At 73.2% G+C, this 21444-nt stretch carries 20 protein-coding genes; 9 read left to right on the top strand and 11 right to left on the bottom strand.

Translation table 11 applies throughout. The annotated features are described in order from the left end of the window. Positions 1 to 65: 65 nt before the first annotated feature. Entirely contained in the window at positions 66 to 470 is a 405-nt protein-coding gene (locus FNH09_RS31585) for a MarR family winged helix-turn-helix transcriptional regulator (RefSeq protein ID WP_152893333.1), read from the bottom strand. A gap of 346 nt (positions 471 to 816) precedes the next feature. On the opposite strand from FNH09_RS31585, the gene FNH09_RS31580 reads away from it, so the two are divergent. Beyond that, on the top strand, positions 817 to 1647 hold the full coding sequence (locus tag FNH09_RS31580; protein ID WP_152893331.1) for a putative protein N(5)-glutamine methyltransferase: 831 nt from the start codon (positions 817 to 819) through the stop codon (positions 1645 to 1647). A 97-nt stretch (positions 1648 to 1744) separates the two neighbouring features. Here the strand turns inward: FNH09_RS31580 and FNH09_RS31575 are convergent, their stop codons facing one another. After that, the gene (locus tag FNH09_RS31575) at positions 1745 to 3823 is read right to left on the bottom strand and encodes a SpoIIE family protein phosphatase (protein WP_152893330.1); all 2079 of its coding nucleotides are present in this window, start codon (positions 3821 to 3823) and stop codon (positions 1745 to 1747) included. Positions 3824 to 4152: 329 nt separating this feature from the next. On the opposite strand from FNH09_RS31575, the gene FNH09_RS31570 reads away from it, so the two are divergent. The 4 genes from FNH09_RS31570 (at position 4153) to FNH09_RS31555 (ending at position 8464) form a co-directional block, all read left to right on the top strand. Then, a complete protein-coding gene (locus FNH09_RS31570) occupies positions 4153 to 5043 on the top strand; it encodes a hypothetical protein (RefSeq protein WP_152893329.1) in 891 nt (296 codons plus the stop codon). Between the two features lie 166 nt (positions 5044 to 5209). Beyond that, a complete protein-coding gene (locus FNH09_RS31565) occupies positions 5210 to 5578 on the top strand; it encodes a hypothetical protein (protein WP_152893328.1) in 369 nt (122 codons plus the stop codon). Positions 5579 to 5833: 255 nt separating this feature from the next. Beyond that, complete coding sequence (locus FNH09_RS31560; RefSeq protein ID WP_152893327.1) at positions 5834 to 7849, top strand: NADPH-dependent 2,4-dienoyl-CoA reductase; 2016 nt, start codon at positions 5834 to 5836, stop codon at positions 7847 to 7849. 30 nt (positions 7850 to 7879) lie between these two features. Beyond that, entirely contained in the window at positions 7880 to 8464 is a 585-nt protein-coding gene (locus tag FNH09_RS31555; protein WP_152893326.1) for a PadR family transcriptional regulator, read from the top strand. A 47-nt stretch (positions 8465 to 8511) separates the two neighbouring features. Here FNH09_RS31555 and FNH09_RS31550 read toward each other — a convergent pair whose 3' ends face one another. The 7 genes from FNH09_RS31550 to FNH09_RS49625 all read right to left on the bottom strand — a co-directional run bounded on the left by FNH09_RS31550 (position 8512) and on the right by FNH09_RS49625 (position 13119). Continuing rightward, positions 8512 to 9081 carry a hypothetical protein gene (locus FNH09_RS31550; RefSeq protein ID WP_152893325.1) on the bottom strand — a complete coding sequence of 190 codons (570 nt, stop codon included), beginning with the start codon at positions 9079 to 9081 and terminating at the stop codon, positions 8512 to 8514. Between the two features lie 163 nt (positions 9082 to 9244). Next, complete coding sequence (locus tag FNH09_RS31545; RefSeq protein WP_162469377.1) at positions 9245 to 10222, bottom strand: fibronectin type III domain-containing protein; 978 nt, start codon at positions 10220 to 10222, stop codon at positions 9245 to 9247. Positions 10223 to 10563: 341 nt separating this feature from the next. Then, the gene (locus tag FNH09_RS31540) at positions 10564 to 10974 is read right to left on the bottom strand and encodes a PTS-dependent dihydroxyacetone kinase phosphotransferase subunit DhaM (protein WP_152893323.1); all 411 of its coding nucleotides are present in this window, start codon (positions 10972 to 10974) and stop codon (positions 10564 to 10566) included. Continuing rightward, positions 10967 to 11566, bottom strand: coding sequence for a dihydroxyacetone kinase subunit DhaL (gene dhaL, locus FNH09_RS31535; RefSeq protein ID WP_162469376.1), 600 nt, complete (start codon positions 11564 to 11566; stop codon positions 10967 to 10969). The genes FNH09_RS31540 and dhaL overlap by 8 nt, the downstream gene beginning before the upstream one ends. A gap of 46 nt (positions 11567 to 11612) precedes the next feature. After that, a complete protein-coding gene (dhaK, locus tag FNH09_RS31530; protein ID WP_152893322.1) occupies positions 11613 to 12605 on the bottom strand; it encodes a dihydroxyacetone kinase subunit DhaK in 993 nt (330 codons plus the stop codon). 254 nt (positions 12606 to 12859) lie between these two features. Next, the gene (locus tag FNH09_RS49630; RefSeq protein ID WP_274390289.1) at positions 12860 to 12994 is read right to left on the bottom strand and encodes an NADPH-dependent FMN reductase family protein; all 135 of its coding nucleotides are present in this window, start codon (positions 12992 to 12994) and stop codon (positions 12860 to 12862) included. Then, entirely contained in the window at positions 12991 to 13119 is a 129-nt protein-coding gene (locus tag FNH09_RS49625) for a Zn-dependent oligopeptidase (protein ID WP_162469375.1), read from the bottom strand. The genes FNH09_RS49630 and FNH09_RS49625 overlap by 4 nt, the downstream gene beginning before the upstream one ends. A gap of 73 nt (positions 13120 to 13192) precedes the next feature. Between FNH09_RS49625 and FNH09_RS31525 the strand changes: the two genes are divergently transcribed. Then, positions 13193 to 13417 carry a hypothetical protein gene (locus tag FNH09_RS31525; protein ID WP_202919786.1) on the top strand — a complete coding sequence of 75 codons (225 nt, stop codon included), beginning with the start codon at positions 13193 to 13195 and terminating at the stop codon, positions 13415 to 13417. A 73-nt stretch (positions 13418 to 13490) separates the two neighbouring features. Here FNH09_RS31525 and FNH09_RS31520 read toward each other — a convergent pair whose 3' ends face one another. Further along, entirely contained in the window at positions 13491 to 14075 is a 585-nt protein-coding gene (locus FNH09_RS31520; RefSeq protein ID WP_152893321.1) for an Rv1733c family protein, read from the bottom strand. Between the two features lie 676 nt (positions 14076 to 14751). Between FNH09_RS31520 and FNH09_RS31515 the strand changes: the two genes are divergently transcribed. Beyond that, entirely contained in the window at positions 14752 to 17136 is a 2385-nt protein-coding gene (locus tag FNH09_RS31515) for a phosphoketolase family protein (protein ID WP_152893320.1), read from the top strand. Between the two features lie 382 nt (positions 17137 to 17518). Next, positions 17519 to 18523, top strand: coding sequence for an ATP-grasp domain-containing protein (locus FNH09_RS31510; RefSeq protein ID WP_162469374.1), 1005 nt, complete (start codon positions 17519 to 17521; stop codon positions 18521 to 18523). 48 nt (positions 18524 to 18571) lie between these two features. Here FNH09_RS31510 and FNH09_RS47225 read toward each other — a convergent pair whose 3' ends face one another. Next, positions 18572 to 20536, bottom strand: coding sequence for a PAS domain S-box protein (locus tag FNH09_RS47225; protein ID WP_162469373.1), 1965 nt, complete (start codon positions 20534 to 20536; stop codon positions 18572 to 18574). Positions 20537 to 20927: 391 nt separating this feature from the next. Between FNH09_RS47225 and FNH09_RS31500 the strand changes: the two genes are divergently transcribed. Beyond that, positions 20928 to 21444 (top strand): alcohol dehydrogenase catalytic domain-containing protein (locus FNH09_RS31500; RefSeq protein ID WP_152893318.1); only part of this gene is annotated, 517 nt, incomplete at its 3' end.

The raw sequence follows: 21444 nt of genomic DNA, 5'->3' as shown, positions 1-21444 counted from the left end.
CGGGGGGCCCAGGGGGCGAGGGTGGCCCAGGTGCGTCGGCCCGCGGCCCGCGGCGCGCGGGGCGTTCAGCCGTTCTCGGCGCTCGGCGTCGTCCCCGCGGCGTTGTAGCGTTCCAGGTACCCGGCGAACCGCTCCAGATCCTCCTCCGGCCAGTCCGCGAGCCGCTCCCGGAAGGCGGCCCGGCGCCGCTGCGTGACCTGGCGGAGGATGCCGCGCCCGGCCGCGGAGAGGTGAAGCACCTGGACCCGGTGGTCCTCCGGAGCCTGCCGGCGCTCGATCAGACCGGCCCGCTCCAGCGCGGTGACCTGGCGGCTGACGGTGGACTTGTCGAGGGCGTAATGGGTGGCCAGGTCGGTGGCCCGGCAGCCGTCCGTCTCCTCCAGATGGCCGAGCAGCGTGTACGAGACGAGCGAGAGTTCGGGGTGCATACGGCCGGCCGAGGCACGGGCGCGACGGGCGAAGATCGTCATTTCCCGCTGGATGGTCTCCACGGCCTCGGTCGCTGTCACCTGGTCTCCCTCACACGCATCCCTCTGGTTGCAGAATACAACTGGATCGGGAGGGGGCGACCCGAGCCGGATTCCCCGAGTGGGCGGAGAGGGCCTGCCGGCGCGCACCGCTGCGGTAGGGTGGCCGTCCGGCTGCGGACCGCCACAGCCGACGCAGACCGAGGAGGTGGGACCCATTACCGCTTGTCAGGTCGGGTGCTCTCACCTCGCCGTCATGGCACGGTCCACCGACTGCGGGTGACCGCGAGAGCGCCCTTCGGCTTCCGAAAGGCTCTCGGCTTCCATGCCTTCTTCTCCTCCCCCGCCCATGCACGTGCCCTCGTCCTCCGCGTTGCGCCCCCGGATCGTCGACGCGCTGCGCCCCCGGATCGTCGACGCGTTGCGCCCCCGGACCGTCGACGCGCTGCGCGCCGCCGGATGCGTCTTCGCCGAGGACGAGGCGGAGCTGATCCTCGCCACCGCCCGGACTCCGGACGAGGTCACCGCCATGGTGGACCGCCGCGTGGCGGGACTGCCCCTCGAACACGTCCTCGGCTGGGCCGAGTTCCACGGTCTGCGCATCGCCGTGGAGCCGGGTGTCTTCGTGCCCCGGCGCCGTACCGAGTTCCTCGTCGACCAGGCCCTTGCCCGGGTACCGCGGGCCGCCGTGGTCGTGGACCTGTGCTGCGGCTCCGGCGCGGTGGGCGCGGCCCTGGCCGCCGCCCTGGGGCCGGTGGAACTGCACGCCGCCGACATCGACCCGGCCGCCGTGCGCTGCGCCCGCCGCAATCTCACCGGACACGTCCACACGGGTGACCTCTTCGCGGCGCTCCCGGACGGACTGCGCGGCCGAGTCGACGTACTCGCCGCCAATGTGCCCTACGTGCCCACCGGCGAGGTGGCGCTGCTGCCCGCCGAGGCGCGTGAGCACGAGCCGTTGACCGCGCTCGACGGCGGCGCCGACGGACTCGACCTGTTGAGGCGTGTCGCCGCCGCGGCGCCCGACTGGCTCGCTCCCACCGGCTGTCTTTTCGTCGAGACCAGCGAGCGCCAGGCGCCGGCGGCCGTCGAGGCCTTCACCCGGGCCGGGCTGACCGCCTCCCTCGTCGAGTCGGAGGAGCTGTCCGCGCACGTGGTCATCGGGGCCAGGGCCGTCTAGCGGACGGGGGCGGACGCGCCACCGCGGGCCGCTCCGGCCGACGGCACACGACGCACCTCGGCCCGCCGTCTGCTCCCGGCGGCTGCCCCGCGGCCGGTCAGGGGTCCTGCCGCGCCCGTGCGACCAGCAGGGCCACGTCGTCGTGGTTGTCGGGGTGGTGCAGGGTGTCCAGCAGGTGGTCGCACATGTTCTCCAGCGGGCGCGCCGGGTCGTCGAGCAGGGTGAGCAGCGTGTCCAGGCGTTCGTCCAGGGAGTGCCGGCGCGTCTCCACGAGCCCGTCGGTGTACAGGACGAGCTGGTCGCCCGGCACGAAGTCGACGGTGACGGTGGTGAACTCGACACCGCCCACGCCCAGCGGCGCCCCGGTGGGCAGGTCGAGCAGCTCCGGGGCCCGGCCGGGCCGGAGCCGGGCCGGCGGCAGGTGTCCCGCGTTGGCGATCCGGCACTCGCGCCGCTCGGGGTCGTGGACGACGTAGACACAGGTCGCGATGTAGTGGTCGAGGCCCGCCGTGATGCGGTCCAGGTGGGTGAGCAGGACGGCGGGGTCGAGGCCGAGCGAGGCCAGCGTGTTGGTCGCGGTGCGCAGCCGGCCCATCGTGGCGGCGGCGCTGATGCCGCTGCCCATCACGTCGCCCACGACGAGCGCGGTCCTGGCGCCGTCCAGCGGGATGACGTCGAACCAGTCGCCGCCGACCTCGGTGGTGGCGCCCGCGGGCCGGTAGCGCGAGGCGACGTCCAGGCCGCCGGTGACGGCGGGGTGGCTGGGCAGCAGGCTGCGCTGGAGGGCCAGCGCGGTGTTGCGGGCGCTCTGGTACCAGCGGGCGTTGTCGATCTGCACGGCCGCCCGGGAGGCCAGCTCCCGGGCGAGCAGCAGATCGTCCTCGCCGAACGGCAACGGGTTGCGGACCCGCTTGAGGTCGAGCGCGCCGAGCACCTCGCCGCGGGCGATCAGCGGCACGGCCAGATACGAGTGGACGCCCGCCCGGGCCAGCAGCTCGGCCGCCGCGGGGGAGCGGGCGATGCGCGGCAGGTCCTCGTCCTTGACCTGCGCCACCATGACCGCCTCGCCCGTGCGGACGCACTCCGTGACGAGCCGGTCGGGTCCGTACCGGGCCACCTGGCCGGCCGGGTCGGCCGCCGCCAGCGCCTCGGGAGCGTCCTGCGCCTGCACGGCCAGCGCCCTGATGGCCGCCGCCTGCGTGGGGCCCAGACTGCTGCGGCGGCCCTCCATCACCGCTTCCAGCAGGTCGACGGCCGCGATGTCGGCGAGCTCCGGCACGGCGACGTCGGCCAGTTCCCGAGCCGTACGGTCCAGTTCCAGGGTGGTGCCTATCCGGGTGGTGGCGTCGGCGATGAGGGCCAGCCGCCGCCGCGCCGCCTCCGCCTCGACACCCGCCCGGTACTGCTCCGTGACGTCGACGGTCGAGGCGGCCACCCCCAGCACGGTGCCGCGGGCGTCCTCCAGCCGGTACAGGGACATCGCCCAGGCGTGGTCCTCGTCCGGGTCGGCCGGGGTGCGGCCCATGATCCGGCGGTGGATGACCGGCCGTCCGGTCCGCAGCACCTGACGTGCCTCGGACTCCAGCGCCTCGGCGTCCAGCAGCGGCAGCACCTCGTGGAACGTCCGCCCGATGTGGTCCTCCGCCGGGATGCCGTCGATCCGCTCCAGCGCCGGGTTGACCGACACGAACCGCAGTTCGGTGTCGAGCACGGCCAGGCCGGTCGGTGACTGCTGCACCATCCGTGCCGTCAGCGCCGCGTCCTGCTCCAGCCGGCGCACGGTCGACCGGTCGGTCGCCAGACCCAGGGCGTAGACGTCGCCCCGTTCGTCCAGCAGCCGCATGTTGCGGAACTCCACGAGCCGGGTGGTGCCGTCCTTGCGGCGGATCGGGAAGGCGCCCGCCCAGCCCTCGCCGGTGGCCATGACGTCGGCGAAAAGCTTGACGACCAGGTCGACATGCTGTTCGTGCACCATCACATGGGCCGCGTACCGCCCCAGCGCCTCCTGGGCCGGGTAGCCGAACAGCTCCTCGGCCTGCGGGCTCCACAGCGCGATGCGCCCCTCGGTGTCCAGCACCACGGAGGCCACGTTGAGCACGTCGAGCAGTCCGCTCGGCTGTTCCGGCCCGCGCACGGGCTCGCCGCCGTGGCCCGCCGGTGATTCGGCTGCATCCATCAAACGCACCGCCTTCGGGCGTCCGCGCGGCATGTCGGCCTCGATTCCGACTCCCCTGTTCTACCGCGCACAATCCCTTCTCCTACGCCTCCGGTGCCCTTCTCCACCATCCCTCGGCACGCACGGATCGTCTGCCGGAGAGAAAACCGCGCGGAGTGTCCGGACGGGCACGACGGGTCGCCGAAGGGGCGACGGGCGTTCCGGTACCGGGCGACGAGCGTTCCGGTACGGGACGGCAGCCGTTCCCCTCATTGGTCTGTACATGCTGAAAGTGGGGCGGAAGACTGTCCGCCGAAAAGCGTGCCCACCCCCCATGGAGGAGCCGTCCGATGCCCCTGCGCCACCGTCCCGCCCGACATCGTCGTCACGCCGCGCTGACGGGCCTGATCGCCCTCGCCACCGCCGGCGTCGTCGCGCTGTCCGCCGCCCCGCAGGCGGCGGCCGCCGACACCTGGACGGAGGTCGGCTCCGACCGCGCCGACCCGCTCACCGAGAGCCAGGGCCTGACCTCGGTGGAGGTCCCCGCCGGAAGCCCCAACCACTACACGGGCATCGGCACCATCCCCATCGGCGTCTCCAGCCGCGGCTGGAACCATGTGGGTGACCCCGACGCCTCGTACAACGGCTACTACGTCGAGCCCTACCAGCGCGACTCCGGCGGCGCGAAGATGTTCCGGGTGCAGGCGCCGGGCGGCGGCTGGTCCGAGTACGTCCACACCCTCGGCTCCGGCGAGGCGATGAACAACTCCTGGGTCGCGATCTCCCCGGACGGCCAGTGGATGCTGTCCGGCGAGTACGGCACGATGACCCGCTTCCTGGTCTTCCCGACCCCGGGCGTCAACGCGGCCACCTCGCCGTCCGCGAACCTTCCGCAGGTCTCGACCGTCAACCTGGACCACCCGGTCAGGGACGTCCAGGGCTGTGACTTCTCCACCCCGACCCAGCTGCTGTGCTCCTCCGACGACCCGGCGGGCACCCTGTTCGGCGTCACCAAGCCGCTGCTCCAGGTCGACCTGTCCGGCCAGGCGAACGGCACGTCCGACGTCTCCGGCCACGTCACCGCCCTGCGCCAGCTCCCCCTGCGCAGCTCCTGCTCGGGCACGTTCGAGGCGGAGGGCATCGACTACGACCGCCGCACCGGCACCCTGCGGGTGATCGTCGTCTCCCCGGGATTCTGCGTCCTGACCGACAGCAAGACCTACCGCTTCACGCGTAGCTAGGCGGGATCGGGTGGGGGCCGCACCGCTCCTCGGCGGCGCGGCCCCCACCCGCCCCGGACCGACGCCGGTGGTCCGCGCCGACCGGTGGTGCTTTTCTGGGGGAGAGGGTCGCGGTGTCGCGGGGAACCCGTGGGACCGGCACCCCGCCAGGAGAGGAGCGATCACGATGGACAGGGGAGAACCGCACCCGCAGTCCGTCTCCGTCGAGATCAGCGACTGCACCAAGGAGGACGCCCGGATCGTGTTCGACACGCTGTGCGCGTGCTACGAGTCCGACCGGTGCGCCGAGGACGTACCACAGCAGATCCACGAGACGCGGCCCATGGTCTGGCTCGGCACGTTCGACGTGGCCGACAGGCACGGCTGCGACAGTCCGCCCCGGCTCGCCGGGTCCGTCACGGCCGACGTGCAGGGCGGCTACTGGGCGATCGACCGGATCCGGATGACCCTGGACGACCTGTTCGCCGTGCACGAGCTGAGCGGGGCCTCGGGTGACCAGGAGCGGGAGCTGCACATCCGGCTGAGGAGCAGGTAGCGGCACGCCCGAAGCCGAGGGGCGGGCACGGACCGCCCCTCGGCCCTCGCCCGCCCGGCTCGCTTCCCGGCCGAAACCCGGACGGGTCCGTTCGGTCCGCCCCGGGCCCGCCCCCGGCTCCCCGAGGCCACGGCCACCCGTCACCGCGTCGCGTGACTTCCGCGACATGTCCCCGTACGCGTTATGCAACTAGTTGCACAAGCGGGGACCGGTCCTCTACAACAGGAGGTGACCACACCGCGCACGGAGGCCTCGATGAGCCGTTACCCCCACCTGCTGAGCCCGCTCGACCTGGGCTTCACCACGCTGCCCAACCGCGTCCTGATGGGCTCCATGCACGTCGGCCTGGAGGAGGCCGAGCGCGGCTTCGAGCGCATGGCGGAGTTCTACGCCGCCCGGGCGCGCGGAGGAGTGGGCCTGATCGTCACCGGCGGCATCGCGCCCAACGACGAGGGGCGCCCCTACGAGGGCGGCGCCAAGCTCACCACCGACGCCGAGGCCGAGCAGCACCGCGAGATCACCGAGGCCGTGCACCGCGAGGGCGGCCGGATCGCGATGCAGATCCTGCACTTCGGCCGGTATGCCTACCATCGCGACCTGGTCGCGCCGAGCCCGCTCCAGGCGCCCATCAGCCCCTTCCCGCCCCGCGAGCTGACCGACGCCGACATCGAGCGGACCATCGGCGACTACGCCCGTGCCGCCCGGCTCGCCCGGCAGGCCGGCTACGACGGCGTCGAGATCATGGGCTCCGAGGGCTACCTCATCAACGAGTTCATCGCCCGCCAGACCAACCAGCGCACCGACCGCTGGGGCGGCGCCTACGAGAACCGGATGCGCTTCCCGGTGGAGATCGTGCGCCGGGTGCGTGAGGCGGTCGGCGAGGACTTCATCGTCATCTACCGGCTGTCCATGCTGGACCTCGTCCCGGGCGGTTCCTCGCTCGACGAGGTGATCACGCTCGCCAAGGCCGTCGAGGCCGCCGGTGCGACGATCATCAACACCGGCATCGGCTGGCACGAGGCCCGCATCCCCACCATCGCCACCTCCGTGCCGCGCGGCGCCTACACCTGGGTCACGAAGAAGCTGATGGGCGCGGTCTCCGTGCCGCTGGTGACGACGAACCGCATCAACACCCCCGAACTCGCCGAGCAGTTGATCGCCGAAGGCGGCGCCGACATGGTGTCGATGGCCCGTCCGATGCTGGCCGACGCCGACTTCGTCGCCAAGGCCGCGGCCGGCCGGCCCGAGGCCATCAACACCTGCATCGGCTGCAACCAGGCCTGCCTGGACCACACCTTCAGCGGACAGATCACCTCCTGCCTGGTCAACCCGCGCGCCTGCCACGAGACCGAGCTGGTCCTCGCGCCGACCCGGCTGCGCAAGCGCGTCGCCGTCGTGGGCGCCGGTCCGGCCGGCCTCGCCTGCGCCGTGAGCGCGGCCGAGCGCGGCCACGCCGTCACCCTGTTCGACGCGGCGAGCGAGATCGGCGGTCAGCTCAACGTGGCCCGACAGGTGCCCGGCAAGCAGGAGTTCGACGAGACGCTGCGCTACTTCCGCCACCAGCTCGACGCGCACGGCGTGGACGTACGGCTCGACACCTGGGCCGGTGCCGCGGACCTCACCGACTACGACGAGGTGGTCGTCGCCACCGGCGTCACCCCGCGCACCCCGGAGATCCCGGGCATCGACCACCCCAGCGTGGTGGGCTACCTGGACGTCCTGCGCGACAAGGCCCCCGTCGGCGACCGCGTCGCGATCCTCGGCGCGGGCGGCATCGGCTTCGACGTCGCCGAGTACCTCACCGACGGCGGCGACAAGGCGCACGAGGACCCGGCGACGTACTTCCGTCAGTGGGGTGTCGACCTGGACTACCGCGCGCCCGGCGGCCTGGCCGCCCCCGAGCGGCCCGCCCCGCCGCGCACCGTGCACCTGCTCCAGCGCAAGACCAGCAAGGTCGGTGCCGGCCTCGGCAAGACCACCGGCTGGATCCACCGCACCGAACTGAAGCACCGCGGCGTCACCATGGTCCCGGGCGTGCGCTACGACCGGATCGACGACGCCGGACTGCACATCACCGTCGGTGACCAGAGCACGGTCCTCGCCGTCGACACGATCGTGCTGGCCACCGGGCAGGAGCCGCGCCGCGGGCTGTACGAGGAGCTGCTCGCCGCCGGCCGCAGCGCGCACCTGATCGGCGGTGCCGACGTGGCCGCCGAGCTCGACGCCAAGCGCGCCATCAAGCAGGGCACGGAGGTGGCGGCGGCGCTGTAGGCGCCGTCCGCGCGTCCCTAGGATGACTCCATGTCACTCCCGCACGCGATCCTCACCGCCCTGCTAGAGAAGCCGTCGTCGGGCCTGGACCTGACCCGCCGGTTCGACAGGTCGATCGGCTACTTCTGGTCGGCGACGCATCAGCAGATCTATCGCGAGCTGGGACGGCTGGAGACCGAGGGATACATCCGCGCCCTGCCGGCCGAACAGCCGGCCCGCGGGCAGAAGAAGACCTACGAGGTCCTGCCCGCGGGCCGCGCCGAACTGGCCCGCTGGACGGCCGCCGCCCAGGACCCGAAACCGCACCGCGACGCGCTGCTGCTGCGGCTGCGCGCCGCGGCCGTGGTCGGCACCGCGGGGCTCGAAGCCGATCTGCGCCGCCATCTCGACCTGCACCGGAGCCAGTTGGCCGAGTACCGGCAGATCGAGGAGCGCGACTTCCCGCCCGGCGCGGACGGCGACCAGGACCGGCTGCGGCATCTCGTGCTGCGCGCGGGCATCGATCTGGAGACGTTCTGGACGGGCTGGCTCACGCACGCGCTGGCGGAGTTCGCGCAGTTGGAGCAGCAGCCGGAGCAGCAGCCGGAGCAGCAGCCGGAGCGACAGCCGGAGTAGTGGCCGGAGCACGACGACCGGGCGTGAGCGCCGGACTCAGACAGGGCCTAGAAGCGGCGCGGCCGGGAGCGTCGGCGCAGGACGAAGTACGTGGCGACGACGCCGCCGCCCACCAGTGCTCCGCCCGCCGCCGTCGGCAGGTCGCCGAAGTCCCGTGTGCCGCCGCCGAGACCCCCCAGGACGCCGCCCGTCGGCGGGGTCGTGGGCGAGGGGGCGGGCACGGGCAGGGACGTCGAGGTGGTGGTCGTCCCGGACTGCCCCGAGACGATCACGGACTGGGTGCCGGCGGTGGCGCTGTTCGGGCAGGTGACGACGACCGTGTAGGTGCCCGGGGCGACGTTCGACCAGGTCGCGGACTGGCCGCCGGCGGTGCCGGAGAGCGTCGCCTGCCGCCCTTCGGAGAAGGCCCCCTGGTTGGGGGTGAGCAGGGAGGCGGTGCCCCAACTGCCGTTGAGCTGCGCGCACGCGCTGGTCGTCACCGAGACCGTCGTACCGGTCGTGCTCACCGAGATGCCCGAACCCTGGGCCAGGGCCGGCGCGGGGGCCAGGGCGAGCGGGAGTGCCACGGCGGCCGCGCAGGTCGGGCCGGCGCGCAGAAGGAGGTGGGCAGTGCGCATCGGTGTCCTCCGGCGGCACGGTCGGCGGAACGTCCTGGCACCGCCGAGGATCGGGGAAGGCCGTGCCCCTCAGATGCAGCCAACGTGCCCACGGATCGGCCCGCATTCCGGCCGCCCCCAGTCAGGTGACCGGATCCGGTCCGCGGCGGATCGCGCCGGGAGGTCAGGGTGCCGTCGTGCCGTCCGCCCCCGTCGTCACCGTCAACTCCGGGGAGAATCCGCCCCAGGTGCCGTCCGGCAGCCTGGCCCGCAGCCGTACCCGGTGCCGCGTCCCCGCCTCCCGTCCCACGTAGAAGCTGTACGTCGCCCGGCCGCGTGGCGGGGTCCCGCCCCAGGTGAGGGAAGTGGCCGGACGGCCGTCGAGCTGGATCTGATACTCGGTGACGATGCCGTCCGTGCGCGGCGGGACCCAGGACAGGTCGAGGTAGCAGGCCCCGTCCGCCGTGTGGGTCGTCGCACGGAACGCGGACGGCGCGGTGGCCCGGCCGTCGTCGGTGCCCGGCGCGGTGGTGAGCGCGACGGCGTCACCGGCGGGCGAGAGGTTGTCCGCGGCGTCCCGGGCCCGGACGGTGAAGGAGTACCGGGTGCCCGGCCGCAGTCCGGTCACCACCGTCGCGGTCTGGCCCCCGCCGACGCTGTGGATCTTCGTACCGCCCTGGTAGATCTCGTACGAGACCACCTTCCGGTCGTCCGTCGAGGCGGACCAGGACAGCTGGACGGCCCGGCCGCCCGCCGCCCGTCCGGTGAGACGGCCCGGGCGGGTCGGGGCCGAGTGGTCCGCCGCCGCGGCCTCGGGAGTCGTGGCGCGCACCTCGCGGCTGCGCGGTCCGAGGCGGCCGGCGGAGTCGCGGGCGCGCACGGTGAAGGCGTACGCGGTGGCCGGGCGGAGTCGGACGACGTCGACCATGTGGGCGGAGCCGGGCACCTCCGTCACTTTCGTGGGGCCGCGATACACCTCGTACCCGTCGACACCCTCGGCCGCCGGGACCGCGTTCCACATCACGTGCACGCTGGTCGCGCTGCCCGCGACGGCGGTGACCCCCGTCGGCGCGCCGGGCATCCGGCCGGACTCCTCCTCGGCCCCCGGCCAGCCGCAGGACGCGACCAGCAGGAGCCCGCACAGCGGCAGCACACGGCGCACGACTCGCCTCCCGTCAGGGCAGCGCACGACGGCATTGGTCCGGACCAATATGACGCCGTTGTCGCTGTTCCTTCAAGAGGGCGGGCGCAAGCGGCGATCCGTGCGGCGGCTTGTGCGGCGGTCCGGGGGGCGTCGTTGGTGACAGCGCGGGAGGGTTACGTATGCTGAACTTCCTCACGGTCGAACTCTCCGCGCAGAGCGAGGAGTTCGCGCCTGTGGCGCGGACCGCTGTCGTCGCTGATCCCGCGCCGGTGCGGGTGTCCGGGCGGCCGGGACCTGGAACGGTTCCGGCCCCCGGCCCCGGTCGGACCGTCGGAGCGGGCTGCGCCGTACGGCCGTCCTCACACCTTCCGGTAGGCGTACGCCTCCACTGCCGCCGCCTCCACCGCGCCGAGGTCGGCTCCCGTCGACGCCGTGACGACCGCGGCGACCGCGCCCTCGACGAACGGGGCGTCGACCAGGCGGGTGTTGTCGGGCAGTTCGTCGCCCTCCGCCAGCAGCGCCTTCACGGTCAGTACGGCGCTGCCGAGGTCGGCGAGGACGGCGACCCCGGCGCCCCGGTCGACGGCCGCGGCCGCGGCGGCGATCAGCTCGGCGCTGGTGCCGAAGCCACCGCCCGTGGTGCCACCCGCCGCCGCGACGGACACCGCGCTCCCGTCGCCCACCAGGCCCTGCGCCAGCTCGGCCACGGACTCCGCCACCCGCGCACTGTGCGACACCAGCACGATCCCGACCAGACTCGCGTCACTCATCGTCCGCCTCCACGAGAGCGGCGATCAGCAGCGCCGACGAGGTCGCACCCGGGTCCTGGTGGCCGATGCTGCGCTCGCCCAGATAGCTGGCCCGGCCCTTGCGGGCCTGGAGCGGAACGGTCGCCTCGGCACCCTGCTCGGCGGCGGTGCGCGCCGCGCCGAAACCCTCGCCGAGGGCGTCGACCGCCGGCACCAGGGCGTCGACCATGGTCTTGTCGCCGGGAGCGGCACCGCCGAGCGCCATGACGGCGTCCACGCCCGTCCGCAGGGCCACCGCGAACTGCTCCTCGTCCACCTCGGCGGCCTCGCCGAGCGCCTTGCCGGTACGGCGCAGCAGGGTCCCGTAGAGCGGTCCGGACGCGCCGCCGACGGTGGAGATGAGCTGCCGTCCGGCGAGCGTCAGGACCGCGCCGGGAGTCTGCGGCGCGTCCTTCTCCAGCACGGCGGTCACCGCGGCGAACCCCCGCTGGAGGTTGCTGCCGTGGTCGGCGTCCCCGATCGCCGAGTCGAGGGCGGTGAGCCGTTCCGCCTCGCGGTCGACGGCCGCGGCGGCCGCCGTCATCCAGCGGCGGAAGAAGTCGGCGTCGAGCACGGGATCTCCTTGCGTGGTAAGTACCTCGGCCGTCGGTTCCACCGGGTCAGACACCCCAGCGCAGGCCCGGCGTCCTGACGGGCGCGTCCCACAGCCGCAGCAGTTCCTCGTCGACCTGGCACAGCGTCACCGAGGCGCCCGCCATGTCGAGCGAGGTCACGTAGTTGCCGACGAGCGTGCGGGCGACGGGCACCCCGCGCTCCCTCAGCACCCGCTGCACCTCGGCGTTGAAGCCGTACAGCTCCAGCAGGGGGGTCGCGCCCATGCCGTTGACCAGGAGGAGGACGGGGTTGCGTACGGGCATGTCGTCGAGGATGGCGTGGACGGCGAAGTCGGCGATCTCGCCCGAGGTCATCATCGCCCGTCGCTCCCGACCCGGCTCGCCGTGGATGCCGATGCCCAGCTCCAGTTCGCCCGGCGGCAGGTCGAAGGTGGGCGAACCCTTCGCGGGCGTGGTGACGGCGCCGAGCGCCACACCGAAGCTGCGGGAGTTCTCGTTGACCTGCCGGGCGATCGACTCCACCTCTTCCAGCGGCCGTCCCTCGGCGGCGGCCGCCCCGGCCAGCTTCTCCACGAACAGCGTGGCCCCGGTACCGCGGCGGCCGGCCGTGTACAGGCTGTCGGTGACCGCCACGTCATCGTTGACCAGCACCTTGGCGATCCGGATGCCCTCGTCCTCGGCGAGTTCGGCCGCCATGTCGAAGTTGAGGACGTCCCCGGTGTAGTTCTTCACCACGAACAGCACCCCGGCTCCGCTGTCCACGGCCGCAGCCGCCCGCACCATCTGATCCGGAACCGGGGACGTGAAGACCTCGCCGGGGCAAGCGGCCGACAGCATCCCGGGACCCACGAAACCGCCGTGCAGGGGCTCGTGCCCCGACCCGCCGCCGGAGACGAGGGCGACCTGCCCGGCCACGGGAGCGTCCCGCCGTACGATCACGCGGTTCTCGACGTCCACGGTCAGCTCCGGATGGGCCGCCGCCATGCCCCGGAGAGCGTCCGCTACCACGGACTCCGGGACATTGATGAGCATCCTCATGGGTACCTCCCGGTCAGACAAACTGAGGGGTTCCTGATCTGCGCCTTCCCCGGCCAAACCTAGTGCGAATCGGCGGGACGGTCCTCACCCCCAGTATCGACCTTGCGGTAGCGAAGGTCACGCGCGCACGCTCGTACGCGCGTGACCGGTGTGTCAGGCGGAGGTCCGCCGGGTTCAGGACGCGAATACGTCGCTCTCGTCCCGGGACCGCGCCACCGCCCGGGCGAGGTCGTCGAGCAGGTTCTGAAGTGCCGTCAGGGGGGCAGCCGGCCGAGGTCCGGCTCGACGGTGATCTCCCACGGCTCCACGAACAGGCCGGCAGCCGACCGCAGTACGGCCGCGTCGAGCGACCCCGACCGCAGACTCCCGCACGGCGCAAGGATTTTCATGTCGATCGGCCTGCGTTCCCGGTTGTTGCCTCGACGCGCTTGCGCGCCATCAACTCCGCGTGAAAGCCGCGTACTTGCTGGAACGCGGCGGTCGCCGCGTCGCGGGTGTCCTCGTCGTTGCTCATGACGGCCTGCCTCGGCCGTGCGCCGCAGCCGCTCGTGGCTGAATCGCCCGCTGTCCAAGCGTTGCCCTTCTGGGTGTCGCACGAAGAGCAACAGGGGGACGAGGGCGACTCCATGGGCATCTCCCTGGTCGGCCTCGTCTGCTTCGGCACCGTCGGCGACTCCACCTCGCGGCACGGCTACGCGCACGCGTTCACCGTGACGCTGGTGCTCGATCTCGAACTGTCCCTGCCGGCCACGGTGTTCGTGCCGCCGCTGCGCAAGGCGGCAGCGGCACAGACGGCGGCGCCCGGCGCGTGAACCGAGGACCGGGGTCCGGGGTCCCGTGACGAACGCCGGGATCCCGGTCCGTCGGCCCGCGCTCGCGGGTGCGTCAGCCGGTCTTGTGGCCCCAGCGCGGACCCACCAGGTCCCATTCCCTGCCCCACTCGTCGATGCGCCGCCGGTCGAGCCGCCACCGGACGACCGCCCCGGCGCCGACGACCACACCGGCCAGCCCCAGCGCCGCACCCGTGCCGAGCAGGGCCGACTCGAAGGCGCCCTCCGCGACGCTCGGCGGCTCGGCGCTGAGCGTGCCCCGGGCGTTCAGCCAGACCATGACCGAGGTACCGGCCCTCAGCCCGCCCGGCACCGGAGCCTGGGCCGTGTGGGTGGATCCGTCGGCCGCCGTCCAGCGGATCTTCGCCGGGACCCGCCCGTCCATTCCGTCGGTCGCGGCGGTGGCCGGCGCGACATCGGTGAGGAGCACGGCCGCGACCGAGTACCGTTCGGCGCGCTGACGGGCGAACTCCTGGTCGGCCGCGTGTGTCGTCACCAGCCCGGCGAGCGTTCCGCCCACCACGACGGCCACCCAGACGGCGAGCATGACCCACGCCTCGACGATGTCGTCACGCCGTCGCAGCGGACTGCTCCGCCACCGCCACAGGCGGCACTTTCTGTTGCCGTTGCCGCTGCTCATAGGCTCGCACCTCCCTCTCACCGTACGCTCGTGTCGCCGGGGCCGCATGGGACCCGCACGCCTCGCCGGTACGACCCGCGGCCCGGCGGCCGAGGCACCGGCCCGCCTCGGCCCCCGACCTCCGACCTCGGCCTCCGACCTCGGCCTCCGACCTCGACTCCCGACCTCGGCCTCCGACCTCGACTCCCGACCTCGGCCTCCGACCTCCGCCCTCGGCCTCCGTCCCGGGCGTCCACGCCGCCGCCGTCCCGGCACCTTCCCGACCTCCGCCACCGGGCCCCCACCCTGGCTCCCGGCCCCGGCCGTCCACGCCGCCGTCCCGGCCCCGGCTCCCGGCCCCGGCCGGACACGCGACGCACCCCGGTCTCCGAACCCGGCCGAGCACGGGACCCGCCTCGGCCCCCCACCCCAGGGTCTCCGTCCCCGGCGCCCGGCCCACTCCCTCGTCCTTCCGGACACCCGTACCGGCTCCGCGCAGGCCCCGCACGGGGCCCGCGGCCACCGGTGGACACCGGAACAGGCCGCCGGTCGACCGGGGAGCGCCGTGTCCCCCGGACGGTTGCCCGGATTCGGCCGGATGGGCCGGTACTCCTGCCCGCCCCCGTCGGCCGGGGGGAGGGTGGGAGACATACGGACCGGCACCTCCGACGAACACCGATCCGGAAGGGAATCCAAGATGTCCGTCGACACGCGGCAGGAGTCCGCCACGCTCACCGACGACGAGCTCAGGACGCTCGACGCCCACTGGCGCGCGGCGAACTATCTGGCCGTCGGCCAGATCTACCTCATGGCCAACCCCCTCCTGGCCGAGCCGCTGCGCGCCGAGCACATCAAGCCGCGGCTGCTCGGCCACTGGGGCACCTCGCCCGGACTGAACCTGGTCTACACCCACCTCAACCGCGTGATCCGGACCCGCGACCTGAACGCCCTGTGCATCTGGGGCCCCGGTCACGGCGGACCGGCGGTGGTCGCCAACAGCTGGCTGGAGGGCTCGTACAGCGAGACGTATCCGGACATCACCCGGGACGCGACCGGCATGGCCCGGCTCTTCCGGCAGTTCTCGTTCCCCGGCGGTGTCCCGAGCCATGTGGCGCCCGAGACGCCCGGCTCCATCCACGAGGGCGGCGAGCTCGGCTACGCGCTCTCGCACGCCTACGGAGCCGCGTTCGACAACCCCGACCTGCTCGTCACCTGCGTCATCGGCGACGGCGAGGCGGAGACCGGGCCGATGGCCACGTCCTGGCACTCCAACAAGTTCCTCGACCCCCGCAACGACGGCGCGGTCCTGCCGATCCTCCACCTCAACGGCTACAAGATCGCAAACCCGACGGTGCTCGCCCGCATCCCCGAGTCCGAACTCGACGAACTGCTGCGGGGCTACGGCCACGACCCGATCCACGTCACCGGCGACGACCCGGACACCGTCCACCGCGGGATGGCCCGCGCTCTGGACACCGCGGTGGACCGGATCGCGCGGATCCAGCGGGCCGCACGCGAGGAGAACGCCACCGAACGCCCCCGCTGGCCGGTCATCGTGCTGCGCACCCCCAAGGGCTGGACCGGCCCGGCGACCGTCGACGGCGTCCCGGTGGAAGGCACCTGGCGCGCGCACCAGGTACCGCTGGCCGGCGTCCGGGAGAACCCGGAGCACCTGCGGCTGCTGGAGGCATGGCTGCGCTCCTACCGCCCCGAGGAACTGTTCGACGAGCACGGGCGCCCCCGCCCCGACGTCCTGGCCTGCCTCCCCACGGGCGCCCGCCGGCTGGGCGCCACCCCGCACGCCAACGGCGGGCTGCTGCTGCGCGAGCTCCCGCTGCCCGCACTGGACACCTACGCCGTCCCGGTCGAGAAGCCGGGCCTCACCCTGCACGAACCCACCCGGGTCCTGGGCGAGGTGCTCCAGCACGTGATGGCGTCCACCGCCGAGCGGCGCGACTTCCGTCTCGTGGGCCCCGACGAGACCGCCTCCAACCGACTCGACGCCGTCTACGCCGCCACCGGCAAGGCCTGGCAGGGACTGACCCTCGACGTCGACGAACACCTCGACCCGCACGGGCGGGTGGTGGAGATGCTGTCCGAACACACCTGCCAGGGCTGGCTGGAGGGCTATCTGCTCACCGGCCGGCACGGACTGTTCTCCTGTTACGAGGCGTTCACGCACATCGTCGACTCGATGGTGAACCAGCACATCAAGTGGCTGCGCGTGACCCGCCGCCTGCCCTGGCGCGCACCCATCGCGTCCCTCAACTACCTGCTCACCTCGCACGTGTGGCGCCAGGACCACAACGGCTTCTCCCACCAGGACCCCGGTTTCGTCGACCACGTCCTCAACAAGAGCCCGGAGGTGGTGCGGGTCTACTTCCCGCCGGACGCGAACACCCTGCTGTCGGTGGCCGATCACGCGCTGCGCAGCCGCGACTACGTCAATGTGATCGTGGCCGGCAAGCAGCCCTGCTTCGACTGGCTGTCGATGGACCAGGCCCGCGTCCACTGCGCACGCGGCGCCGGCATCTGGGAATGGGCGGGCACCGAGGACGGCACCCGGGAACCGGACGTGGTGCTCGCCTGCGCCGGTGACGTCCCCACCCAGGAGGTGCTGGCCGCCGCACAGTTGCTGCGCCGGCATCTGCCCGAGCTGGCGGTGCGCGTGGTGAACGTCGTCGACATCGCCCGCCTGCTGCCGAGCGAGGAACACCCGCACGGGATGAACGACTTCGAGTTCGACGGCCTGTTCACCCCGGACCGGCCGATCGTCTTCGCCTACCACGGCTATCCGTGGCTGATCCACCGCCTCGCCTACCGTCGCAGCGGCCATCACCACATGCATGTCCGCGGCTACAAGGAGATCGGCACCACGACCACGCCCTTCGACATGGTGGTGAGCAACGACCTCGACCGCTACCGCCTGGTCATGGACGTCATCGACCGGGTGCCAGGACTCGCGGTGCGGGCGGCCGGCGTACGGCAGCGGATGGAGGACGCCCGGCAACGCCACCACGAGTGGATCCGCGAGCACGGCGTCGATCTCCCGGAGGTCGCGGAGTGGGCGTGGGAGGGCTGAGCGTCTGAGAGCCCCGGCCGCGAGCGGCCGAGCGGAGGCGGTGGTTCGGCAGGGCGCACGCACGGGTGCGGACGGCGCAGAGGCAGGAGCAGGGGGCGGTCACGCCATGCGCCCTGTCACGGCCTCTCGCCGGGCGCCTACAGTGTGGCGCCACGGCTCTGCGAGCGGGAAGCCGCAGGGCCGAGCCCCACCACGCGGGCCCCGGCCGTCCCGCCACGGCCGCCGACCGCACCGGGCGCGGCCGCGTACACCGGCTCGGCTCCATCGGAGCGCAGGAGTGCCGACGGCCACGCGTGCGACAGGCACCACCCCTGTGAATCCGCTCGGACCGCAACGTCGGCAGCCCCGCGGACCGAGCGCGCGTCGACCCCTGGAGGCCGCTGTGTCCCGACCGTGCATCGCCCTGATCGCCGACCCCACGTCCACCGAAGGCTGCCGGGAGTACCTGGCCGAGGCGGTGGAACTGCTCACCGGCGCCCCGCCGGTCCGGATCGACGCCCGGCACTTCGGAGCCCGCGGGACGGGCCGTGGCGTCCTCGAAGGGGGCCGGTTACGCCTGCACGTCCCGCAGGAGGAGACGGACGTGCTCCCCGACGTGGTCGTGCTGTACGAGATCCAGCCCCACCACCGTCACGAACTCGCCGCGTTCCAGTGCCTGCTGGAGGCCCCGGAGGTGGTGTCCCTCGGCACCGGCCCGGCCGCCTGGCGCACGGCGACGCAGAAGGACCTGACCGTGGAGCGCTTCGCCCGCGACGGGGTCGCCCAGATGGAGACCGTCGTGCTGTCCCGGCCCGAACGGCGGGAGGCCGCCGCGGCGTTCGACCGGCTCGGCGGTGACGTCTGGGCCCGGCCCGTGGTCGGCACGGGCGGCAACGACACCTTCCACATCACCACCGGGGCCCAACTCGACGACGCCACCCACTTCTACGCGCGACGCGGCTCCGACTGGCTGCTGTCCCGCGACGCGGGAAACGTCACCGCGGACGGTATGCGCCACCAGTTCCGGGTGTTCGTCCTGGACGGACGGGTCGTGCACGCCCGTGAGCACCTCCAGCCGGAACCGGACACGCCCTGCAACACCTGCCGGGGCGCCACCCCGGTCCATATGACGCCGCAGGAGCTGCCCCCGCGCCTCGCCGAACTCGCCGTCGCCGCCACCGAGTCGGTCGGGCTGCCCTTCGCCGGGGTCGACCTGGCCGTCGAGAACGGGGGAGTCGTCTTCGAGGTCAACGTCCAGCCCGCGTTCGTGGACGGCGAACTCCAGACCGTGGCCGTCCCGTACATCCAGGCGCATCTGGACGCCCTCGCCCTGCTGCGCGGGGACCGTCAGGTCCTGCCGCACCAGGCCCGGCCGGCCCTCGACCGCGGCGGGCAGCTGTCCGCCTGAACGGGCCGGGCCGCGGCGCGGACACCCCGCCGCGGCCCGCGGCCGCCCTCACAGTTTCAGGGTGAACCAGGTCGTCTTGCCCTCGTCGGTCGGCCGGACGCCCCAGTTGTCGGCGAGGGTGCGTACCAGGATCAGGCCCCGGCCGGACTCCTCGTCCTCGCCGGCCAGCCGTGGCTGGGGGAGCTGCGGGCTGCGGTCGCTGACCTCGACGGTGAGGTCGGTGGCGGTGCGGTGCAGATGCAGCCCGAGGGGGCCCTGTGCGTGCTGGACGGCGTTGGTCAGGGTCTCCGAGAGCAGCAGGAGGGCGTCGTCGACGCCGGCCGTGCAGTTCCACGAAGTGAGCGCCTTGTACAGCAGGGCACGGCCCTCGGGCACCGAGGCGGGCAGGGCCGGAAGGTCGGCGGTGACGGCCGCGAGCGGCGCGGCCGGCAACTGCGCGAGCAGCAGCGTGACATCGTCGTTGTGGCTCTCGGCGTCCGGCAGCAGGCTCGCCAGCACATGGTCGGCGGCGGCTTCCAGACACGGGGTTCCGGCGAAGAGGCTGTTGAGTACGACGGTCAGTTCGCCCAGCCTGACCTCGATGTCGCTGCCCGGTGTCTCGATCAGGCCGTCCGTGTACATCACCAGGGTGGCGCCCGGCGGAATGGCGCAGCTGGACTGCTCGTACAGGATGCCGCCGACGCCGAGCGGCGCGTTGACCGGGGCGGGGAGGTCGCGGATCACGTGCCCCGCCCCGGCGACCAGGACCGGCAGATGCCCGGCCGAGCAGACGGTCACCGTGCCCGCGTCGGGGGCGATGACGAGGTAGCAGCAGGTGACCAGTTGGTCGGGGACGTCCAGGTCGGTCACGCAGGTGTCCAGGGCCTGCATGAGCTGCCGGGGCTGCATCCCGGTCTTGGCCAGCGCGTGCGCGGCCGAGCGCAACTGGCCCATGACCGCCGCGGCTTCCAGTCCGCGGCCCATGACGTCGCCGATCAGCACCCCGACCCGGTCGGCGCCCAGCGGGATCAGGTCGAACCAGTCGCCGCCCACGCCGGCGCCCTGGGTGGCGGGCCGGTAGCGGCTCGCGGTGGCCAGTCCCGGCAGGGCGGGCGGGGTGCCCATGAGACTGCGCTGGAGGGTGAGCGCGATGTGCCGCTGCTGTTCGTACAGCGCGGTGAGTTCGGCCTCGGCGCGTTTGCGGTCGCTGATGTCGCGCACGATGGCGCAGGCCCCGACCACCGTGCCGTGGGTGTCCCGGGTGGGCCAGAGCGTGACGTCCACGTCCAGCAGCCCGCTGGTTCTGGTGACCCGCAGGGTCTCGAAGTGCTCGACCCGCTCACCGTGCCGCAGCCGTTCCAGCAGCGCGCTGATCTCGTCCTCCAGCTCGGCGGGGGCCAGCAGCGAGACGTGCCGGCCGATCGCCTCCTCGGCCGTGTACCCGTACAGCCGCTGGGCAGCCGCGTTCCAGTAGGTGATGTACCCGTCGAGAGTCTTGGCCAGGATCGCGTCCTGGGAGGACTCCACGAGCGCGGCCAGCTCGTTGATACGGGCCTCGGCGGCCTTGCGGTCGCTGACGTCGCGCACGGCGGCGGACACCAGCAGCCCCTCCGCGGTCTCCAGCGGGCTGAGACTGATCTCCACCGGGAACTCGGTGCCGTCCTTGCGGATCCCGTGCAATTCGAGCCCGGCCCCCATCGGACGCACCTGCCGGTTGGCCGTGTAGCCGCCGCGATGCCGAGTGTGCTGGGCGCGGAAGCGCTCCGGGATCAGCAACTCGACCGGATGGCCCAGCAGTTCCTCTCGGCGGTACCCGAACAGGGCCTCGGTCTGGGCGTTGACGAGCTTGATGACCCCGGTGTCGTCGACGATCACCATGGCGTCCGGCGCGGCCTCCAGCAGACCTCGGAAGCGCTCCTCGGCCCCGCCGGGAACACTCTCCGGCGATCGGGTCCCGCAGCGGCACCGTTTCTGCATCTGCTGCAGCCCCGCGCCGCCCGACCGCACCGGTCCCACCTCAGCCAAGTCGGCCATGTCCCTCCCCATCCTGCGAACGGTGAAGGACATCTCAGCTCCTTCCTGCCGCCCTCATGGCGCGATGTCGCTTACTGTCCGTACCCTGCCCGAACCTGTCCGTGATCGCCCTCTCCGGGGGGGGCGCGCTACGAGGCCCCGGGGCTCGCGGCTCTGCCGGAGGCGCCGTCAGCGGCCGGGCCGGCCGGGCCCCCGGAACAGGCCCGCGCAGGTCGGCGCAGGTCGGAGCGGCCGGGCGCCGCAGCGGCGGCCCGCGCGGCTCTCGCGCTGCGGACGGCCGGGCCCACCGGCACCCTGGGAGAGGGCGCCGCCGCGGAGCGGGCGCGGGCGCCGACGAGCCCCGGCCCCTTCAGCGCCGGCCGGGTCGGCATGGACACGGAGGAGCTGAACCATGAAGGCAGCAGTCGTGCGGGCTTTCGGCCGGCCTTTGGCGATCGAGGACCGCCCCGACCCCGTGCCCGGCCCCGGCCAGGTCCGGGTCCGGGTCGAGGCCAGCGGCCTGTGCCACACCGATATCCACGCGGCGCACGGCGACTGGCCGGTCAAGCCGAGCCCGCCGTTCGTGCCCGGCCACGAGGGGGTCGGCCTGGTCGAGGAGCTCGGTGTCGGCGTCACCCACCTGAGCGTCGGACAGCGGGTCGCCGTGCCGTGGCTCGGTTGGGCCTGCGGCCGGTGCGAGCACTGCCGGTCCGGCTGGGAGACCCTGTGCGAGCAGCAGATCAACACCGGCTACGGCTGCGACGGCGGGTACGCCGAGAAGATGCTGGCCTGGGCCGACTTCGCCCAGCCGGTGCCCGACGGGGTCGGCGCGCTCGACGCCGCCCCGCTGACCTGCGCCGGCGTCACCACGTACAAGGCGCTGAAGGTCGCCGGTGTGCGGCCCGCGCAGCTCGTGGCGATCTCGGGGG

Source organism: Streptomyces adustus (assembly GCF_009377175.1).
Lineage (GTDB): Bacteria > Actinomycetota > Actinomycetes > Streptomycetales > Streptomycetaceae > Streptomyces > Streptomyces adustus.
This window is presented reverse-complemented; position numbering and strand designations above follow the sequence as displayed.